The organism is Eisenbergiella massiliensis (genome assembly GCF_003435485.1).
Window position 1 is genome coordinate 391780 of record NZ_QVLV01000001.1, and the last position, 20251, is coordinate 412030.

Consider the following 20251-nt stretch of genomic DNA (forward strand, 5'->3'; position numbering starts at 1 on the left):
GGGCGGGATGTGAACAGTAACTTACGGAGTGAGGTGTTACAGAATGAAGCGTAAAAGGGCTTGAATGTAGCAGATTTTTACGCTACAATGGGTAAAGAAGTACTCTAAAATTAGGCATTTGCGGCAGTGCTGCGGATGCATGAGAGCAAGGGTGTTAAAATATGAATTTTGAACGGTTTTTGCGCGGAGAGCAGCATCAGTACATCAGCAGCATGCGGCCGATTCTCAGCAAAAAGGCTCTGTTCAGTGATACAACGGAAAATTTTATATCACCGGCGGAACCGGCGCCATACAGTGAAGTAACCATTACCTTCCGAGCCAAAAAGAACAACCTGGACAGGGTGTTCTTTATTTGTCAGGGACAGAAGAATCTGATGTTTAAAGCGTCGTCAGATTCTCTTTTTGACTATTACGAACATCGGCAGCAGCTGGATAATGAGAAGATTACGTACTATTTTGAAGCACAATCAGGAAAAGCCAGGTGCTATTACGATTCAAGAGGAGTTGTCAAGCAGCCGGAGGAGCATTATTATTTCAGCATCATCCCCGGTTTTTCCACACCGGCCTGGGCAAAGGGCGCGGTAATGTACCAGATTTATGTGGATCGCTTTTGCAACGGGGATCCGACCAATGATGTCCTCACAGGAGAGTATCATTATATCGGGGATAAATCCAGGAAGGTCGAGGACTGGTACGCATATCCTGCACAGATGGATGTACGGAATTTTTACGGAGGGGATCTGCAGGGTGTTCTGGATAAGATGGATTATCTGCAGGATCTGGGGATTGATGTTATTTATTTTAATCCCCTGTTCGTATCGCCCTCCAACCATAAATACGATATACAGGATTACGATTATATTGATCCCCATGTGGGGAAAATCGTCAGCGAGGAAGGGGAGCTTCTGCCGGACTGGCAGCATGAGAACCGCTTCGCCGGCCGTTATATCAACCGTGTTACGAATAAGGAGAACCTGGAGGCCAGCAACCAGCTTTTTATCAAGGTTGTGGAGGAAGCCCACAGGAGAGGCATGCGGGTTATCATTGATGGTGTTTTTAATCACTGCGGTTCCTTTAACAAATGGCTGGACCGGGAACGTATTTATGAAGGACGGGAAGGGTATGCCAAGGGCGCTTTTATAGACAGAGACAGCCCATACCATGATTATTTCATGTTCCATGACGAATACAGGTTCCCCTATAACCCCACTTATGACGGCTGGTGGGGGCATGATACGCTGCCGAAGCTGAATTATGAAGGCTCCAGGGAGCTGTATGAATATATCATGCGGGTTGCCGCCAAATGGGTTTCGCCACCCTTCAATGCGGACGGCTGGCGGCTGGATGTAGCGGCGGATTTGGGCCATTCCCCTGATTTTAACCACCGTTTCTGGCGGGATTTCCGCAGAAGTGTGAAAAGCGCCAATCCCAATGCCATCATTCTGGCGGAGCATTACGGCGATCCATCCTCCTGGCTGCAGGGTGACCAGTGGGATACGGTGATGAATTACGACGCCTTTATGGAACCGGTAACCTGGTTCCTGACGGGAATGCAGAAGCACAGTGACGATTACCGTCAGGATCTGCTCGGCAATGCGGAAAGCTTCTGGGGCGCCATGGGCTACCACAGCGCATGCTTTGCCACACCTTCCATTCAGGTTGCCATGAATGAGCTTTCCAACCACGATCATTCCCGGTTCCTCACCCGTACCAATAAGAAGGTGGGGCGTATGAACACACTGGGACCGGATGCCGCAAACCAGGGAGTGAACAAGGCGGTGATGCGTGAGGCGGTTCTTATCCAGATGACCTGGCCCGGCGCGCCAACCATTTATTATGGAGATGAAGCGGGTTTGTGCGGCTTTACGGATCCGGATAACCGCAGGACCTATCCCTGGGGAAGGGAAGATCAGGAGCTGATAGCCTACCACAAAGCGGCAATAAAGGTGCACAAGGAAAACCAGGAGTTCAAAACCGGATCCATCAAGTGGATGCTTACGGATTATAATATGATTGGCTATGCCCGTTTTACCAGGGATAACCATTCACTGATCCTTATTAATAACAATGACCATGAGATGACAAAGGAGCTTTCCGTCTGGGAGCTGGGAATACCGAAAGAGGCGGAAATGACAAGACTGCTCCTCACAGGCAATGACGGTTTCTATACGGATCCGGTAAAATATGTGGTGGAAGCGGGAAAAATAACGGTGACGCTGCCTCCGGTTTCGGGAATTATACTGCAGCATCGGAACGAACCTGTGAAGCGGAGCGAAGAAATGAAATCCAACCGAAAAAATTTCTTGCAATTCCTATAAAGGTATGGTTAAATGTATATTGTCGGAGACGGAGTGTCGTCTCCGGCGGCTATAAATGGATGGATTCCCGAGTGGCCAAAGGGGACAGACTGTAAATCTGCTGCAAATTGCTTCGGTGGTTCGAATCCACCTCCATCCATTATTCATTGACGTAAATTGATATTTGCGGCGGTGGATGGTCTGCGGGTATGGTGGAATAGGCAGACACAAGGGACTTAAAATCCCTCGGTAGCGATACCGTGCCGGTTCAAGTCCGGCTACCCGCACTATTTTTATTCCCGCGAGCAACGAGCCAAGTATCCATGCTTGTATGGATATTTGGCGACTGCTGCGAGGGTCAAAGCCCCCGTTGCTTGCAGCGGGGGCTTTGATTGACAGGGACTCTTTTCCAGCCTGCGGCTGGATGGAGTTCTTTTTTATTTTCTCCAGGAGGAATTCCTGTGCTTCTTTATACAGGACCGATATTTAAAACTTTTCTGCATTGTCTGATTTGCTGACAGACAGCAGCTTGTCCTCAGTTTTTTCTTGTCATCGGCTTTTTCGTAATTATCAGAAGGAACGAATTCCTGCCTGGTTATCTGAAACATTTCCTCCGTTTTACGTTTATTGCCTTTTACAGGAAGATGCTCTGATTTTTTTTGTGGATTTTTGTTGTCTTTTATATATTCATTGCGTATAAAAGATTAGAAAAAAGAAAAGAAGTTGATTGTATGCATAATATTATTGTGCTAATCAACCATGACACGGTTTTAGATAAGCCGGAGACAGAAAACAATATTTTCAGTAATATAGTTAGGGGTGTTTATATTCCACGTGTTTTTGTTAAATATAGATATTATGTGATACTACAAACTATTATAAAGGCCTACATTGACCCTAAATCAAGCTTCTGCAATGACTTAAGAAAACTAAGCAAGCTGTTTTGTTGCTGGGGTGACAAACGGTCAAAATATTGAAGCAATTCATGCTGCTTTTCTGTAAGCGGACAGGGTTCATTCGTTTCTGCAAAGAACTGGGCGAGAGTTTATTAAATATTTTTGCCGCAAGCGGCATAAATATTTAGCGAGGTAGGAAGATGGACATAAAAAATAGATGTATATTTGGAGAGATTAATTAATCGAAAACACAATTGATTTGTTAAAGTGATTACCGGTATCAGAAGATGCGGTAAATCATATTTGTTAAATACATTATTCTATAATCATTTGATGGATTGTGAAATACCAGAAGACCATGTGATTCTATTTGCATTTGATTCAGCGGATGATTTGATAAAGATTGGTGAGGATCCTCTCTTATTGGAAAATGCGAATTCAGAACGGAAGATAGATCCTAAGAAATTTTTACAATATTTGAATCAACAGATTATAGATAAGGAGATGTATTATCTTTTGCTTGATGAGGTGCAGAATCTTGAAGCATTTGAGTCTGTGCTAAATGGTTTTCTGCGGAAAAAGAATATGGATGTGTATGTAACCGGAAGTAATTCCAAGTTTCTGTCAAAAGATATTTTGACAGGGTTTGAGGGACGTGGGGATGAGATACGTGGGGATGAGATACATATGTTGCCTTTATCTTTTTCCAAGTATTTCAGTGTGCATGATGGAAGCAAGGAAGAGGCATTTGATGATTATTCTGTATACGAGGGACTTACGGCGGTAGCGCTTATGGGAACGGAAGAGCAGAAAGCAGCTTATCTTACAACGCAAATGCAGAATTCAGCTCTCAGATGAGTCTGTTTATAAGACATCTCTTGCAAAATCTATATCTGCAGTGTTAATATTGCCTCAGAAAGTGTGTCAGGGAAATATCCTGGTTAGTTATGTTGTCAGATATATGATTCGACGAAATTATTATGGGGTAAGATTTTTATGAAGCAGTCATTAACGAGAAAAATACTTATTTATTTAATATTAATTATTTGTTTCAATATTGCAGTCCTTTTGGCAACGAATTATTTTTCAATCAGTACTGCCCAGAAGGAAATGAAGCAGAGTTATATGAATTCTCTCCAGCTGTTTACTGGAGATATCAATATGGAGTTAAAAAACATATCTAATTTCTTAACCTCTTTTGTTAACCAAACTGAAACAAGAAAATTTTGTTATCTTGATGAAGATATGTATTTTATCAAAAACAGACTTCAGGGTTCAATGTTTAATGCACTTTATTCAGAAAAGTATATTTGCGGTATGTGGATATATTCAAATACCAAAGACAGAAATCTGTGGACAAGAATAGCTTCCTACGAGGATTTTAATGATTTTCTGGATGTGAAAACAGAATTTGAAGACAGAGGAAACTTAGAAAAATACCAAAAAGGATGTTGGCAGCTAACCAACATAAAAGATAGAGTTTATTTTATATATGTGGAATACGATGAAAATATATGTTATGGTTCCTGGGTAAATGCAGATCGGATTCTTGAGAATGCTTCGAATTATTTTAAAGAGGATAATTTGCTCTTTGCTTTGCGTACGCAGAAGGATGTTTTAGGCAGCATTTTATATGAACAGGAATTATATTCCGGCGATGAAAAGAAAGAAGTTATGGCATTACTGGGGAAAAAGCAGGGATGGCAGAAAATGACAATCACCTGTCCGTTGGAATCTGTCAGCGGCATTTCGCTTGAAATAACATTAGGTACCCCGTTTGTTGATAGTTCTAAATGGATGGTTGGGGGGATTACCATACTTGGAGTTATCACGATTCTTTTAATTTCCATTATGTGTATCAATATCAGAAAATATCTGATACTTCCTGTTAGAGAAATTGTTGATGGAATCAGAAAAATTGGTGCGGGCGATTTAGAACAAAGAATAAATACTGAAAGGTATACGGTTGAAGTTAAGGAAATAGGGGATAATCTGAATCAGATGACAGGAGAGGTCAGACAGCTAAAAATCAAGGTATATGAAGAAGAAATCAAGAAAAAAGATGCACAGCTACAGTTTTATAATGTGCAAATCCGGCCTCACTTTGTACTGAATGTGGTAAACACAATATACAGCATGGCAAGTATAAAGGAATATGAAGGAATATTAAAAACCTGCAGATATCTGTCCGGATATATGAGGTATATGTTCAGCCAAAAGGAGTTAATATGTACGATAGAGGAGGAAATAACGCATCTTCGAGAGTATATTCTGCTTCAAGAGGTCCGCTATCCTGATTCCCTGGAATGTGGATTGGAGTTGGAGCCGCAGATATTGCATTGCAGGATACCAACACTTTCACTGCATAGCTTGGTGGAAAATATTTTTAAATATGGAATTCAAAATCAGGAGAAGCTGGATATCCAGGTAAAAGGAAGCCTTCTGATCGAGGAGAATAAGGTTATGCTGATTGTATCAGATAATGGGCCAGGCTTTGATGATGCTGTAATACAGGCGGTAAATGAGGGAAATTTCACGGAAGAAAGGCATAAGATTGGTTTGAACAATACTGTCCTCAGATTTCGTGAATTGTATCAGGATCGTTTTCACATTTTTATTGAGAATAATAATGGTGCGAAGGTTGAGCTCTGCTTTCCATATGAGACAGAGGAGGAGGCTGCAAGGTAATGCATGCTGTAATTATTGATGATGAACGTTATAGCGTAAAAGCTATTATGGAAAATATTCACTGGGAAACAATTGGAGAAAATGGAGTCGAGGTTAAAGGTGCATATAATGTAGAACAGGCAAAAATGATAATTGAGCAGGGAGAAGTAGATTTCATTATTTGCGATATTGAGATGCCGAGAAGCAACGGAATCGATCTGATAAAATGGATTCGGCAGGAGGGGTATCCCATTGAAGCGATAATTGTTACCTGTCATGAAGAGTTCCAATATGCGAAGGAAGCTATAACACTAAATGTTTATGATTATTGTGTGAAACCTTTGGATTATATACAAATGGAAAATATCGTTAAAAATTTGGTGCAAAAGATCGTTGCAGGTAAAAGGGAAAAGAAACAATCCGGCCTGGGACAATATTATATCGAAAATAAAACAGAACTGGAGAGAATTTTCTGGCAAAGGATTATAGAAGGGAATTATGCGGGGAATGAGGGCGGAATGATCGAAGAGGCATCCCGCATAGGATTAGGGCAGGTGCTGCAGGAAGAGTTTAATCTTGCATTGATATGTGTAAAACAGTTTAATGTTCATCTTGCAAGCTGGAATCAGGATAAACTAATGCTGTCGGTAAGTAACGTGGCAAAGGGAGTTTTCGGCCAAAGGATGGAGTCGGGTCGTATCCTGATGGTCAAATCCGATATAATTGTTATAAGCCAGGATGAAGGATTTGACTGGCTGCTGGAAAAGTGTGGCGAAATGAGTAAGCTGTGTCAGGAAATGATTCATGTAAAGGTATGCTGCTACGTGGGAGAAAATGTTTCTTATGAAAAATTACACGAAAGCTACCAGAGACTGAAAATGATGGCTTATGGAGATATATCTCATTTGGAAGGTGTATTTGTTGAAGATGTCTGCGAAAGGGCTATAGAAGTACTTCCTATGGATATTCCGGCAGAAATTCAGAAATTGCTTGAATACGCAAAATATGATGAGTTTGTTGAGCGTTTTAGAGTGTGGGTTTCCAATATACAAAAGGAAGATTTTGATTTAAGAGCATTGCAATCGCTTCAGGAAAACCTGATTCAGGTTATATACAGCCACTTGATGAAGCTGGGCATTTCCGCCAGGATGCTACTGCAGGAAGAGGAATTGAAGAAAAAGTATGAATTGATTAATATTTCTGTAGAAAATGCGATTCAATGGATGGATGCTGTATTTAAAAAGATAAATTCCATTATGGAGAACAGAAGAAACAGCGGTAATGCGGCGGTCATGGAAATGAAAAAATTTATTGAGTTGCATTTGACCGAGGACGTTACGAGGGAAGAAATAGCAAAAGCTGTACATTTAAACGTGGATTATGCCGCCCGAATTTTTAAGCAGGAGGAAGGAATATCCATTATGGATTTTCTTGGAAAGCGCAGAATCATAAAAGCCATTTCATTAATGCAGACTACAGATATGTCAATCAGTGATGTTGCATATCATTCCGGATTTATTAATTCGTCTCATTTTTCCACTTTATTCAAAAAGACTACAGGAATATCTCCCAGAGAGTTCAGAAGCAGGGATGGGGGTTAAAGAAATAATTTATTATCTGTTTTAAAAGGAATTGTTTTCTCAGGGAGACAATTCCTTTTTTCAAAACGATTTTTTTGATAAAATAAAAAAATTCGGAGAAAATCTGTAAAAAAGAGGTCGTTCCGGAAAAAGTAAAAGTCGTCTGCCCGAAAGATTATCTCCATGAATTTTGCTATACTGACATTACAAACCCAAAACAATTTGAAAACAGGAGGGATAGGAATGAAAAAGCTATTGTCACTATTGCTTTCCATATGTATGGCAGCATCCATACTGGTTGGATGCGGAGCGCAGAAAATGGAAAACCCAGGTAATACGGCCAATGACAAACTTGCAGAAACAGAGAGCATTACGGATGAAGTGAGGGAAGAAAAAGAAGCAGGTGAACCGGAAAAAGTTGTTGTCCGTATGGTATGTCTGGGAACTGTACCATCGGATCTGAAGCTTGTTGAAGACGCGATTAATAAGATATCAGTTCCGGAAATCAATGTCCAGGTAGAGCTGGAAGCCATCAGCATTGCGAACTATGATAACCAGCTTGCAATGGATATGACAAGCGGAGAGCAAGTTGATGTTTTTTATGCAACAAATTATAATTCCTTGGTATCTAATAAGCAGTTGCTTGATATTACCGATTATATTGGGCAATATGGACAGGGGCTTGTAGAACAAACCACGGCAGAATGGCTGAAAGCAACCAGCGTGGGAGGTCGTATTTATGCAGTGCCTGTTATAAATGGTAAGGCGATGACATGTACGGTGGCAATGAGGACGGATATTCTGGAAAAATATAATTTAACACCGGAATTGACATTAGGAAAAGATATTAATGATTCAGATATGCAGAAGAATTTAGAAGAGTTGAATTATGTATTCGAGATAGTAAAAGAAAATGAGCCTGATATGATTACATTATTTTATCCTGTGGCAACTGCAGGCTTTACCGGATTGATCAATTATGATTCTTTGACTGACGGTAACGGTGTTCTGATGGGGGAGGAAGGCTGGAATGTAGTGGATTTATACGAGACAGACGAGTATTATCAGATGTTGGAGTTGGCAAGAAAATGGTATAATGCCGGTTATATTAAATCTGATGCTGCAACAGACAAGGAAAGTGAAGCAAGCTATATGTCTGCAGGCAGACTGTTTGCAAGTGTATCTTACAGCGAAGTCGGCCTCGATGCCCAATATAAAGCTTCAACCGGTTATGATTATACTTGTGTCAAGATAAAAACTCCTTTACTTACCTCCAGTTCTTTGAGCGGGATGATATGGGGTGTATCATCTACAACAAAGGTGCCGGAAGCAAGTGTGAAGTTTTTGGATTTAGCCTATACCAATAAGGATGTTGCCAATCTGATGTGTTATGGAGTGCAGGATGTACATTGGATACTCAATGATGATGGAACGGTATCCTATCCGGAGGGAATTGATAACACCAATTCGCCCTATCCGTCATCCACATATTGGGCTATGCCGAACAGTTTAGTTGGTAATCCGTTGGAAGGAAATCCTTCGGATTATAACGAAATATTAGCTGAAAATAATAAAACTGCGCCGGTATCACGGGCCCTGGGATTTACTTTTGACCAGTCGAATGTAACAACACAATGTGCCGCTGTATCAGCAGTACTTGATGAATATCTGCCGGGATTCAAGACAGGTTCTCTGGATTTGGAACAAAATTACAGTAATTTTATAGAGAAATTGAAGGCTGCAGGGATGGACGATATTATAGCGGAAAAACAAAAACAACTGGATGCATGGTGTACGGAGAACGGAATTAATAAATAGGTTAAGAAAAGGAAGGGACACTTTTATCCCTTCCTTTTTAAAAGAAGGAGACAATTATGGAGAAAACAGCGGCTATGCAGGTGAAAAAAAAAGAAAAGCGTTTTCGGCAGTTTCCGTATTATATCATGATATTGCCGGGAGTCCTATATCTTTTTATTAATAACTATATTCCCATGGCAGGTATTTTTATTGCTTTTAAAGATATCGATTTTTCTTTAGGAATATTTAAATCTAAATGGGTAGGCTTTAAAAATTTCGAATTTTTGTTTAAGACAAGTGACGCATGGATTATTACAAGGAATACGCTTTTATATAACATGGCCTTTATAGTTTTGGGAACGATTGTAGGAGTGATGATGGCAGTACTGCTTAATGAATTAATAAGCGCCCGGTTCCGGAAGGTCTATCAGACGGTCTTATTGCTTCCGCAGCTAATATCTATGGTCGTTGTTGCTTATATTGTATATGCTTTTTTAAATACGGAAAGCGGCTTTATTAACTATTCCCTTCTTAAATCTATAGGTGCAGACGGCATAAACTGGTATTCGGAAAAAAAGCATTGGCCTTTTATTCTCGTTTTTGTGAATACATGGAAGGGGGCCGGTTATGGATGTATTGTATATTTGGCGGCAATACTGGGGATTGATCAGTCCTTGTATGAGTCAGCAAGAGTAGATGGGGCAGGCAAAATCCGTCAGATTTTTTCGATTACGTTACCTCTTCTGAAACCCACAATTATAACGATGGTCATGATGTCCATAGGAAGAATTTTTTATTCTGATTTTGGACTGTTTTATCAGGTTACAATGAATTCGGGGGCACTTTATGATTATACAAGTACAATAGATACATACGTTTATCGCGCATTGCTTCAGAGAAATGATTTGGCCATGTCAAGTGCTGCAGCTGTGTACCAGTCAGTGGTAGGTTTTGTAATTATTGTGGCAGTAAATGCGTTAGTACGTAAAATTGATGCTGACAATGCATTATTTTAGGGGGGGGGCAGATTATGGGAGTTATTTCAAATAAAGAGAAGGCGGCACAGCTTCTTGTTCATTTCATCTTAATAATTTTGTGTCTGTCCGTGATCATTCCATTTCTTTTGATTTTTATGTCTTCTATCACTGAGGAAACTACGCTGATTAGAAATGGATATCGGTTTTGGCCTGAAAATTTTAGTTTAGAGGCCTATGAATATATATTCAGAAGCTCTAACTCACTGGTGAGATCTTATCTGGTATCTCTGTTTATTACAGTTGTAGGAACTGTATTGGGACTTATAATAGCAACCCTGTTTGCATATCCTCTGTCCAGGCCGGAATTTAAAGCAAGAAATATATTTTCTTTCTTAGTATTTTTTACAATGCTGTTTAATGGCGGACTCGTATCCTCGTATCTGCTATGGACTCGTTATTTAAATGTAAAAAATACGATATGGGCGCTGATTTTCCCGGGATTGCTCATGAATGCGTTTAACGTAATCCTCATGAAAAATTATTTTAAATCAAACATACCAAATGAACTGTTGGAGGCAGCACGAATTGACGGTGCCGGAGAGTTTAAGATATTTACAAGGATTGTGGTACCTTTATCCTCACCTATTCTGGCAACAGTAGGATTATTTGTGGCAATCGCTTACTGGAATGACTGGCAGAATGGTTTATACTATATAACAAAAAGAACGGATTTATTCAGTTTGCAGAACTATCTGAATCGAATGCTTACAGATATTCAATTCCTTAACAGCTCAGCAAATAAAGCGGCAGCATTTACACAAGGGGTAGTTATGCCGGCGACTAGCGTTAAAATGGCACTAGCAGTTGTGGGAGTAGTTCCTATTATGATTTTGTATCCATTTTTCCAGAAATATTTTGTAAAAGGAATAACGATAGGAGCAGTAAAAGGGTGATCATATCTAGTAAGAAAAAAGAGAACTGCTCAGGAGGAGAAGCTGTCAGACGGAAAAATGAACAAAGAAAGGATACCTGCCCTTGCGGAAAAGGTAAGAGAGATGCTGCAGCCTGTAGAACAAATTGAAAAATTTCTGTTGGAATTGGGCGTGACTTATATTTAATCCATTTATAATTAAATACCCAGAGAAGAAAACATTCACCAATTTCTTCTCTGGATAATTATATTCTGCAAATAATTTCTTACGAGTGTGTGAACTGCCCATAAAATTAATTAAATGTATTAATCCGCCCTTGCCACCGTCATCATAAAATACAGTATTTGCTGCTGCTGTTCCGGCGGCAGCATTACTTTTACTGCAGCAACAATATCATCTGCCGTTACTTCTTTCTCAGCATGCCCGGCACGCAGCTGAAGCATCGTGCCTGAAGCTGCCTCCAACGCTTCCGGAGGCATCATCTGTGCCCAGGCTCGCCATATGTTCCGGGCTTCTTTTGTCCATTTCACCTGGCCAAGACAGTCCGGAGTATCAGCCGCCTCTTCTTCTATTCGGCAGGAAAGGATATCCTCTGATGTAATCTCTCTGTCCTGAGGCAGTCCAAGACGGATGTACTGTTCCAAAGGCGCGTCAGCTTTTTTCATTTCCCTTACAAGCAGATTCGTCATTCGGGCTTCAAGATAGGCGTCATCTACAGGGCAGGTCTGTCTCGGATCTTTTTCTACATCATAAAGCTTGGTGCCGAAATTTACCGGATTGATATAACAGCCCTTTGCCGGGACCTTCAGTACACGACAGCCTTTGCTGTTGGGGAGAGGATCTGCAAATTCGGCTTTGCGTAAATCTTCAATAGAAAAGAATTCCCTCATATGCGTGGGCATCAGTGTATAATCAAAGCAATTGGCGGACTGGCCGGCAAGCGGAGCGCGGAAATAGGTGTACTGTCCGTCGGTAACGGCTACATGGCTGGCATGGAAACCAAAGAGCACAGAATCCCTTACCGGTTTATTTTCCCGGATCAGCGGCAGCAGGCTGTGGCCCTGCATATCATCGGGAACAGGAACTCCGAAGAAATCCAGAAGTGTGACCGGCAGATCCAGAGGGCAGGTCAGGCCGCTGCGCCGTTGACCATGGCAGCGGCTGACAGGGTCGTAGATGAATAAGGGAGTATGGCTGATTTCTTCATAGGCAGGCATGACGGTTTTTCCCCACCAGTCATGTTCGCCCAGCAGAAATCCGTGATCCGTGTTCACAATAAGCATGGTATCTTTCCATAAATCATGTTTATCCATGCAGTCGAGAACCTTGCCTAGATAAAAATCACACATGGATGTGAGAGCGGCATAAAGTCTCCTTACATAAGCAATGTCCTCCTGTGTTTCCTGCGGCCGCACAGGATCATAGCCGGGCCAGTCTGTTTTATTTCCGGTATATTCGGCAAGCTCCGGATACAGCGACTGCCAATCCGGCTGTGTGAAAAAGGGTTCATGGGGATCAAAGGTTTCTATTTGCAGGAACCAGTTGTCCGTATCTGCATTTTCCTCAAGAAAGGCCAGCCCATCGGCAAAGGTTCTGGCCTGAGGCATATCACTTTCCGTAACCTGCCGGCTGCGGTTGGCTTGATCCTGGGCTTTCCGCAGGATACCGGCAGTCTGAGGATCTTTCATCCTGTCTTTATATTCCGCTGTCAGCTTTACCATGCTACGGTCAGCGCGGCAGAAGTCGCCCTCCTGTCCGCGGTGGCATATCCAGGAATTGTAGCGGGAGTGATAGGTACATCCGCCGTCTTCCCAATAGTGGTAATGATCGCTGACCAGCGCAGTATAAATACCGTGTTTTTTCAGCTCTTCCGGCATGGAATCATCGAAGGGCTCCAAAGGCCCCCAATCCCGCTGAAGAAAATTGACGCGGCTGTTATGGAGATCCCTGCGCGCAGGCATGCAGGGGAGACTGCAGACATAATTGCGTTCGAAGGTAACGGAGTTTTCTGCCAGCCTATTAAAGGAGGGAGTTTTCACCCAGTCGTTACCGTACGGTCCCAGAAAATTCCGGCAAAGGGTGTCATACATTACCATAATTGCTTTCATTGTGATATTTCCTTTCCAAATTCAGTTTTTTCAGCCTGTCTGTCCTTTACCAGCAAGGCGGACAGAAGGAAGAATATAAGAAACGTTATAAATGTACCTACAGTCACGTCCGACAGAAAATGTGCGCCGGCAATGATTCTTGCGGTCATGACACATAATACCCAGGCAAAGGCAATACCGTATAACAGAGAGCTCCTTTTCTTCAGTGCGGGAACCATTTTGCCAAGGAGTATGATGCCGATTAACATGGCGCCTTCGGAAGCGTGTCCGGAAGGGAAGGACTTAAATGTATCATCCAGGGGATTGCCCAGCAGGCGGTACCATGGCGAAAAACGTGTAAAATCGTCAAGTATACTGTAAAAGCGGGGTCTTCCCCAAAGGTTTTTGGCAAATGACAGAATTTTTCCCACAACAAAATACAAGAGGATAAAGGTTAGGGCTATTCTGATTAGTGTCTGGGGATCATTCATTTCCGCAATCTTTTTAGCACCTGACAGCATTAAAAGGTAAAGAATAACAGCCACAGCCAGTACGGCTATTCTGCCGGAAAGACCGCAGCCCATATAATAGGTGCCTATGGACAGCGGCAGTGCAGCATAGATAAAAGAACATACACCGCAGATAAGAAGGAGCAGTATACTCAGCCATTTGATATTTTTGGGCCGTGCCATTAAAATCAGCATAAAGCCAAAGGATACCAGCAGCATACCAGGTGCCTGGCCAAACCAGTAAAAAAATTGAGCAAACAGATTTTCAGGATTATATAAAGCCTGAGATATCTGTAGATCGAAAAAAGTGCCGCATAAAAGCAGAATGGCGAGAATACCTGTTAAAACTATAAATATTTTTTTGTTCATTTTCTATTTCCTCCCTTTTGGAATAATAATAAGCCGATTTCCGGCAGGCACTTTAGGCCGGCGGCTTTATGGCTGATTGTAAAGGGAGAAAAGAAAAATGTGTTATCACAAATTAGTGATTTTTGTTGCCGATTCCGATTCTTATCAAAGTAAGGGAATATTTGTCAGGAAAAGGGAATCCGTGATATGGGCCTTTATTCCAGCTTGTCCCTTTTCTGATATTCTCCGGGGGTCATTCCGGTGTATTTGCGGAAGGTGGAACTGAAAAAACTGGGGGAGGAAAAGGACAGCTGTTCACTGATGTCGGCAAAGGTAAGGGAGGAGTTATCCAGCAGCTGTTTGGCTGATTCTATTTTCTGCTGTTTGATATGGCTGCCAATGCTGCGGCCTGTTTCCTTTTGAAATTTTCCGCTGAGATAATAGCTTGTGTAGCCCAGTTCCCGAGCCATTTCCTCCAGGCTGATTTTTTCTTTAATGTGCGTTTCAATATATTCCATGCAGGAGGCGGTCAGAGGTGAGTAACGGAAGTTCTGCCTGCACTGATGTACCCGGCGGACAAAGGTTTCGCACATTTCACCGGAGCAGTTCTGGACCTCGGCTACATTGACACAAGCCTCCAGCCGCTGGATATAGTAGTCGGCCAGGTTATAGGCGCCTTCCGGTGAGACACCCCCAAATATGGCGGCCCTGCTGGCCAGCACTGTAAATACGATTCCTTCATCCTTTGCCTGACGAAGCGGATTGCCAGGGCACATGGAGCCGACATGGCCGGAAGCAAATTTAGCGGCAGCCTCAGTCATACTTTCCAGGTTGCCTTCTTTGATTCGGGCAAATAGTTCCTGTTCCGCGAGCCAGGTACCGTGCCAGCTGGAGCTGGTCCAGTCCGCATCCTCAAGGGAATCCCTGGATTCGGAGGCCTCAATTGCCACACTGATGTGGGAGGCGGAAACAGGGGTTCCGGTTACGCTGTAGTGAAGCATAATACCATAACGGATAGCGGTATTCAAGGGAATTGTCGGGACAAGGGCAAGCTGCCTGAGAAGCTCGTTTATCAGATCCGGAGACAGCTTCATCTTTCCGCAGAGCTTCTGCAGATAAGTCTCTGAGGCCTCCACCGTAAAGAGCGGACCAAGAAGATGGATAACGGAAATGTCCCTGTCATCCGTTTGTGCTGCGGCAATCCAGGCAAATCCCATATTGTCGTTCAGGATGACCGGAAGCCGGGACCTGGCAAAATGTTTTTCAGCAGCAGCACTGCAGAAGCTGATTTCAAAAATATTGTAAAAAAACTGCTGACTGGGACAATTACTGTAAATCAGAGAAAAATCCCGGCCCAGACACCAGCTGTAAATTTGCTGGGCATATAAAAACATATCTCTCATAGTTTCCAGACGTGCAATGGATTCGACCATGACTGACACCCTTTCCTAACTTAATCATAAATATACCGGTTGTAACAGGCCAGACATATCTGGGCAATTATTGCACAGACCATCCGGCATCCATACGGTTACATTTGGCATATATATTCATTAAGCAGCTCCTCATCTTCCTTTCCGGTGCATTCAATATATCCCAAAGGGAGGAAGGAATCCATCGGGGATGCCGCCGCTGCCAAAAAAATATATTTGGAAAGTTCGCTTTTCAGGTTCAAAACATCCCCTTGTGTGGTCTTAAAGTAAACATCATCCTTGCATTGGGCAACCGTCCGAAGAAAATCGGGCAGGTTTGCGTCTTTTTTTAATTTCATTTTATATTCCCTCACATTTCATTTAGGTTCACATAAAAACAGTAAAGTATTTTATACCTTTATATTAAGTGTGCTGCCTTGATTCTATTTTACCTGATTTTCCTGCCGGGTAATATTATAAATTACGGAATTCTTATAGAAATTCGCACAGTTTGCCAAAGATTGTAAAAACTGACAGAAAACAAGAATTTGTGATACCGATTTCTGTGCAGCTTCGGCTACAATGCCTGTGACAGGTGGATATCACCATAAATTGTTAGCAGGAGGAAAAGAAAATGGCAACAAAAAAACAAAAGACCGATAAAATCGGTATTGCCAAGTTTTGGGGATGGCAAAGCAGAGCGGTATCACTGGGGAGTATGACTGTCATATACGGCTATCTGATGATTTATTGTACAAACACGCTGATGCTTTCACCGGAGCTTGTGGGTACCCTATTACTTGTATCAAAGCTGTTTGACGGCGTTACAGATCTGTTTGCCGGATATTTAATTGACAATACGCATACCCGTTTTGGTAAGGCAAGGCCATATGAATTTGCAATTATAGGCGTATGGCTTTGTACATGGCTGCTGTTCAGCTGCCCTGCGCAATGGTCTTACGCTGTGAAGGCAGTCTGGGTGTTTATCATCTATTCCTTCGTCAATTCCATTCTCGCAACGCTGTTGAATACCAATCAGACAACATACATTGTACGCGCCTTTCCTAATATGAGCCAGATTATGAAAGTAAACTCCTATGGCGGCATTGTAGTTACACTGGGCTGCGCCATTGTATCCATGTCCTTCCCTACTCTGATGGGAACTATGGCAACCTCCGGCGCGGGCTGGTCCAGGCTGGTGGGAATTTATGCGCTGCCTCTTGCTTTAATTGGAATTCTGCGCTTTGTACTGGTGAAGGAAACAGTACCTGTGGATGCGGACAGTGAGGGTAAAATTAAGGCAAAAGAAGTAGTGGCGGTACTGAAAAACAATAAATTTATCTATATCGTGGCGGCCATGTCCATTCTTTATAATATTACATTGGGAATGAATGCTTCCTCCTATTATTTTACATATATCGTTGGGGATATCAGTAAATATATGCTGATTGCGTCATTGAGCATGCCGATGCTGCTGGTAATGTTCGTATTTCCCGTAATGATGAAGAAAATCCCGATTTCCCGTATTGTAATGTTGGGGTGTGTATGCGGGGCAGCAGGATATCTGCTGAATTTTGCGGCGGGCTCCAATATTGTGCTTCTTATGATAGCAGGTGCTCTTTATGGTCTGGGAGGATTGCCCATTGCTTATATTTCCGGTATGTTGATTTTGGACTGTGCAGAATATAATGCGCTGAAGGGGATGGCTCGTGCAGAAGGAACCATGACCGCATTTTCCAGCTTTGGTTCCAAACTGGGCCAGGGAATTGGCTCCGCCCTTCTTGGCGTACTCCTTGGAGCTGCGGCCTTTGACGGCAATCTGGCGGCGGACGCTCAGGCCGAGAGTGCACTTATAATGATAAGAAGCCTGTATAGTATTATTCCGGCAATTATGTTTATGTTGATTTTTATTACTTTATATTTCTATAAACTGGACAAGGTTTTGCCGAAGCTTCGTGCTGAAAAGGCAGCAGAAGGAAACTCCTGACTGGAGGTATAACAACAGGAAATGTTACGGCTGCAGCCGGAATAAAGCTGCAGCCTTTTGAAATAGTCTCTATTTTTGTGTAAAAGGAAAGGATGGATAAGTTTATGGATGCACAGGAATTTTTTGCACAGCTTCCCAGAGGAAAGGAAGATAAACCACTTCTTTTCGGCTTTGGGCCGCTGGAATACAACAAGGATGATATAGACGGCCTTTATTATATGCTGGATCGGGATTTTTCAGGCTGCCTGCTTCTTAATTTTGCCAAGCCCATGAATCCGGAAATTCAGGGAAGGGCCTGGCTGAACGGGGAAATGCTGCCGCCCTGTGTGCTGAAATATATGCCGATTATGGGAAACCTCTGGGTGCTCGGCATTCCGATGCGCGGGTTCGTAAATGAATATGGTAAGGAATATAGTCTGCATGTTGAGGGCTACACGGATACGGACGGAAATGAGATGAATCCCCAGGATTTTACGGTTAAGTGTACCGACAGAGCGTTTCCGGAAAAAAAGAATGCGGCACATGAAACAATTGCGCTTCAGGCGGCACAGGAAGGAATTGTACTTCTGAAAAACGAAGGACAGCTTCTTCCTTTGGCGGAAGGAACAACACTTAATCTCTTTGGGAAGGGAGTGAACCAGTTCCGCACAAGCGCAGTAGGTGCAGGAAAGATCAATCCCCGGTATACGATAGATTTGCTGACGGCGTTGCGCGAGGGCGGGGTATTTGGAGTAAACGAAGAGCTGCCGAAGTTTTACCGATGTGACAGGGATGCAATCCCGCAGGCAGAGGTGATAAAGGCAGCCCGGGAAAAAAGCGATCTGGCAGTCATGCTAATTACCCGCGGAACAGGAGAAAATCTGGATAATTCCAGCGCTAAGGGAGAGTATTATCTGTCAGGAGATGAAGAAAACCTGTTAAAGACGCTGTCTGAAACCTTCAGCCATACAGTGGTCATTTTAAATACCGGATATCCGATTGATGTGACCTTTGCCGACAGATATCATGTAGATGCACTTATTTATAATGGATTTGGAGGAATGCTGGCAGGGCAGGCGCTGGCAGATGTTCTTTCCGGAAAAATGAATCCCTGCGGGAAGCTGCCGGATACCTGGCCGATGGATTATTTTGATCTTCCCGCCAGCAGGAATTTCTATGATTCCGCTGATAAACCCAGGCTGGATGCCGACTGCGGGGTGTATGCGGATACCTGTTATGAAGAGGGGATTTATGTGGGCTACCGTTATTTCAGTACGTTCGGCAAAGCGCCGGCCTATCCTTTTGGTTATGGACTAAGCTATACCAGCTTTACGATGAAGCCCGGTAAGCTAGTATATGATAGGGGAATATATGGAGAAATCACTGTAACGAATACAGGATCCTGCTCCGGGAAAGAAGTGGTGCAGATCTATGTGAATAAGCCTGACGGCCGTATGGAAACACCGGATAGGGAACTGATATATTTTGCCAAAACAAGGGAACTTCAGCCAGGCGAAACGGAGCGGATTCCGGTATCAGTCCCGGAAAAAAACCTTACCGTGTATGATACGGATAAAGCAGCCTATATAATGCCTGCCGGGGAATATACGATATTTGCGGGAACGGATGTCTATGCCCCAATATGGGGAAGCTTTGTGAATGAAGCAGAAACAATTGTAAAACAGGCATCCCATCTGATGATGGCGCCCAACCCGCCGGAGACCCTCAGCAAAAGAAATCCGGAAAGCTGGCCGAAGGGAGAACGGACCAGGGTAAAGGAAGGGACAGACGGTTTTTTCCCTGTGGGGAAGCGCAGCGCTTATCCGGCGTCTTTTAACTCTGGCAAATCGGGGAAAAAGCTTGTTTATCAGGATGTGAAAAGGGATCCTTCTCTTGTAAATAAATTTGTGGCGGCGCTGAGCATTGAAGAACTGGCGAGGCTTTGTGTCTGTGCCTCTGCCGGCTGGGGAATGGAAGGCGTGGGGGAGGCTGGACGGGTGTACCAGTTGGAAGGCTATGATATGCCTGATTTTCCTGTATCGGATGGAAATAGTGGTGTGAACCTGCGGGTGCCGAATATCGGAATGCCCTCCGGTGTTACTTTATGCGCAACTTTTAATAAGGAACTGATGGAGCAGGTGGGCCGTGTAATAGGCGAAGAAGCGAAGGCGCTGGGGATGCCGCTGATATTGGCACCGGGAATGAACCTGCACAGAAATCCACTGAACGGCAGGCAGCCGGAATACTTTTCAGAGGATCCGTATCTCGCAGGGATGATGGGAGGACATTACTGTAAAGGCATGGAAAGCGCCGGCGTAGGCAGCTGCATAAAGCACCTGATTGGGAACAACTGCGAGAGCACGCGGAAACGCAATCAGAGCATTATCGGAGAACGTGCACTTCGGGAACTGTATCTGAAGCCTTTTGAAATTGCCATGGGAGAACATATGCCCGCTTCTGTCATGACTGCCTATAATGCAGTGAACGGCTGCCCCACGGCCGCTGACGAAGAACTGATACAGGGCTTTCTGAGGGAAGAAAACGGGTTTGACGGATTTGTTATGACCGATTGGGGAACCTATGATACAGCCGGTGTGGCGGAGATGGTGCAGGCAGGTAACTGCTGGATTACGCCGGGCTCTTTGGATGATACCTATACCGGACAGATAGTGGAAGGCGTAAAGGAAGGCCGGATTACCCTGGAGCGTCTGGAAGAGAATGCCGCCTGGATTATTAGAACGATGATAAGGTTTGCTTAACCTGGCAAATCGGGAGGAGGAGAA

Annotated in this window: 13 protein-coding genes and 2 tRNA genes; 11 read left to right on the forward strand and 4 right to left on the reverse strand. The window is 43.3% G+C overall.

The features are described 5' to 3' along the window. The first annotated feature begins 161 nt into the window (after positions 1–161). The 9 genes from DXC51_RS01620 (at position 162) to DXC51_RS01665 (ending at position 11167) form a co-directional block, all read left to right on the forward strand. Complete coding sequence (locus tag DXC51_RS01620) at positions 162–2318, forward strand: glycoside hydrolase family 13 protein (protein WP_021639666.1); 2157 nt, start codon at positions 162–164, stop codon at positions 2316–2318. 57 nt (positions 2319–2375) lie between these two features. Further along, positions 2376–2457, forward strand: a tRNA-Tyr gene (locus DXC51_RS01625). A 43-nt stretch (positions 2458–2500) separates the two neighbouring features. Then, positions 2501–2584: transfer RNA gene (locus DXC51_RS01630), tRNA-Leu, on the forward strand. An 876-nt stretch (positions 2585–3460) separates the two neighbouring features. Beyond that, the gene (locus tag DXC51_RS01640) at positions 3461–4051 is read left to right on the forward strand and encodes an ATP-binding protein (protein WP_278336964.1); all 591 of its coding nucleotides are present in this window, start codon (positions 3461–3463) and stop codon (positions 4049–4051) included. Positions 4052–4189: 138 nt separating this feature from the next. Next, on the forward strand, positions 4190–5881 hold the full coding sequence (locus DXC51_RS01645; protein ID WP_117543465.1) for a sensor histidine kinase: 1692 nt from the start codon (positions 4190–4192) through the stop codon (positions 5879–5881). Continuing rightward, a complete protein-coding gene (locus DXC51_RS01650; RefSeq protein ID WP_117543467.1) occupies positions 5881–7461 on the forward strand; it encodes a response regulator transcription factor in 1581 nt (526 codons plus the stop codon). Before DXC51_RS01645 ends, DXC51_RS01650 begins: the two co-directional genes overlap by 1 nt. Before the next feature lie 222 nt (positions 7462–7683). Further along, positions 7684–9258, forward strand: a complete 1575-nt coding sequence (locus tag DXC51_RS01655; protein WP_181970009.1) for an ABC transporter substrate-binding protein — start codon at positions 7684–7686, stop codon at positions 9256–9258. A gap of 56 nt (positions 9259–9314) precedes the next feature. After that, entirely contained in the window at positions 9315–10253 is a 939-nt protein-coding gene (locus DXC51_RS01660; protein WP_243003099.1) for an ABC transporter permease, read from the forward strand. A gap of 14 nt (positions 10254–10267) precedes the next feature. After that, positions 10268–11167, forward strand: a complete 900-nt coding sequence (locus DXC51_RS01665; protein ID WP_117543471.1) for a carbohydrate ABC transporter permease — start codon at positions 10268–10270, stop codon at positions 11165–11167. A 284-nt stretch (positions 11168–11451) separates the two neighbouring features. Here the strand turns inward: DXC51_RS01665 and DXC51_RS01670 are convergent, their stop codons facing one another. The 4 genes from DXC51_RS01670 to DXC51_RS01685 form a co-directional block, all read right to left on the reverse strand. After that, on the reverse strand, positions 11452–13254 hold the full coding sequence (locus tag DXC51_RS01670; protein WP_117543473.1) for a sulfatase family protein: 1803 nt from the start codon (positions 13252–13254) through the stop codon (positions 11452–11454). Then, entirely contained in the window at positions 13251–14111 is an 861-nt protein-coding gene (locus tag DXC51_RS01675; protein WP_117543475.1) for a phosphatase PAP2 family protein, read from the reverse strand. The genes DXC51_RS01670 and DXC51_RS01675 overlap by 4 nt, the downstream gene beginning before the upstream one ends. Before the next feature lie 194 nt (positions 14112–14305). After that, on the reverse strand, positions 14306–15523 hold the full coding sequence (locus tag DXC51_RS01680) for an AraC family transcriptional regulator (protein WP_117543477.1): 1218 nt from the start codon (positions 15521–15523) through the stop codon (positions 14306–14308). 98 nt (positions 15524–15621) lie between these two features. Further along, positions 15622–15861, reverse strand: a complete 240-nt coding sequence (locus tag DXC51_RS01685; protein ID WP_117543479.1) for a hypothetical protein — start codon at positions 15859–15861, stop codon at positions 15622–15624. Positions 15862–16136: 275 nt separating this feature from the next. Here DXC51_RS01685 and DXC51_RS01690 point away from each other — a divergent pair, with 275 nt between their 5' ends. Beyond that, positions 16137–17489: an MFS transporter gene (locus DXC51_RS01690; protein ID WP_117543481.1), complete on the forward strand. Its 1353-nt coding sequence runs from the start codon at positions 16137–16139 to the stop codon at positions 17487–17489. Between the two features lie 92 nt (positions 17490–17581). Beyond that, positions 17582–20227 (forward strand): glycoside hydrolase family 3 protein, encoded by a 2646-nt coding sequence (locus DXC51_RS01695; RefSeq protein WP_243003100.1) that lies wholly within the window; start codon positions 17582–17584, stop codon positions 20225–20227. Positions 20228–20251 lie beyond the last annotated feature (24 nt).

Excerpts from the sequence above, each read along its gene's own strand:
- DXC51_RS01620 (WP_021639666.1), top strand. The coding sequence starts at position 162 with ATGAATTTTGAACGGTTTTTGCGCGGAGAGCAGCATCAGTACATCAGC.
- DXC51_RS01645 (WP_117543465.1), top strand. The coding sequence starts at position 4,190 with ATGAAGCAGTCATTAACGAGAAAAATACTTATTTATTTAATATTAATT.
- DXC51_RS01650 (WP_117543467.1), top strand. The coding sequence starts at position 5,881 with ATGCATGCTGTAATTATTGATGATGAACGTTATAGCGTAAAAGCTATT.
- DXC51_RS01655 (WP_181970009.1), top strand. The coding sequence starts at position 7,684 with ATGAAAAAGCTATTGTCACTATTGCTTTCCATATGTATGGCAGCATCC.
- DXC51_RS01660 (WP_243003099.1), top strand. The coding sequence starts at position 9,315 with ATGGAGAAAACAGCGGCTATGCAGGTGAAAAAAAAAGAAAAGCGTTTT.
- DXC51_RS01665 (WP_117543471.1), top strand. The coding sequence starts at position 10,268 with ATGGGAGTTATTTCAAATAAAGAGAAGGCGGCACAGCTTCTTGTTCAT.
- DXC51_RS01670 (WP_117543473.1), bottom strand. The coding sequence starts at position 13,254 with ATGAAAGCAATTATGGTAATGTATGACACCCTTTGCCGGAATTTTCTG.
- DXC51_RS01675 (WP_117543475.1), bottom strand. The coding sequence starts at position 14,111 with ATGAACAAAAAAATATTTATAGTTTTAACAGGTATTCTCGCCATTCTG.
- DXC51_RS01680 (WP_117543477.1), bottom strand. The coding sequence starts at position 15,523 with ATGGTCGAATCCATTGCACGTCTGGAAACTATGAGAGATATGTTTTTA.
- DXC51_RS01685 (WP_117543479.1), bottom strand. The coding sequence starts at position 15,861 with ATGAAATTAAAAAAAGACGCAAACCTGCCCGATTTTCTTCGGACGGTT.
- DXC51_RS01690 (WP_117543481.1), top strand. The coding sequence starts at position 16,137 with ATGGCAACAAAAAAACAAAAGACCGATAAAATCGGTATTGCCAAGTTT.
- DXC51_RS01695 (WP_243003100.1), top strand. The coding sequence starts at position 17,582 with ATGGATAAGTTTATGGATGCACAGGAATTTTTTGCACAGCTTCCCAGA.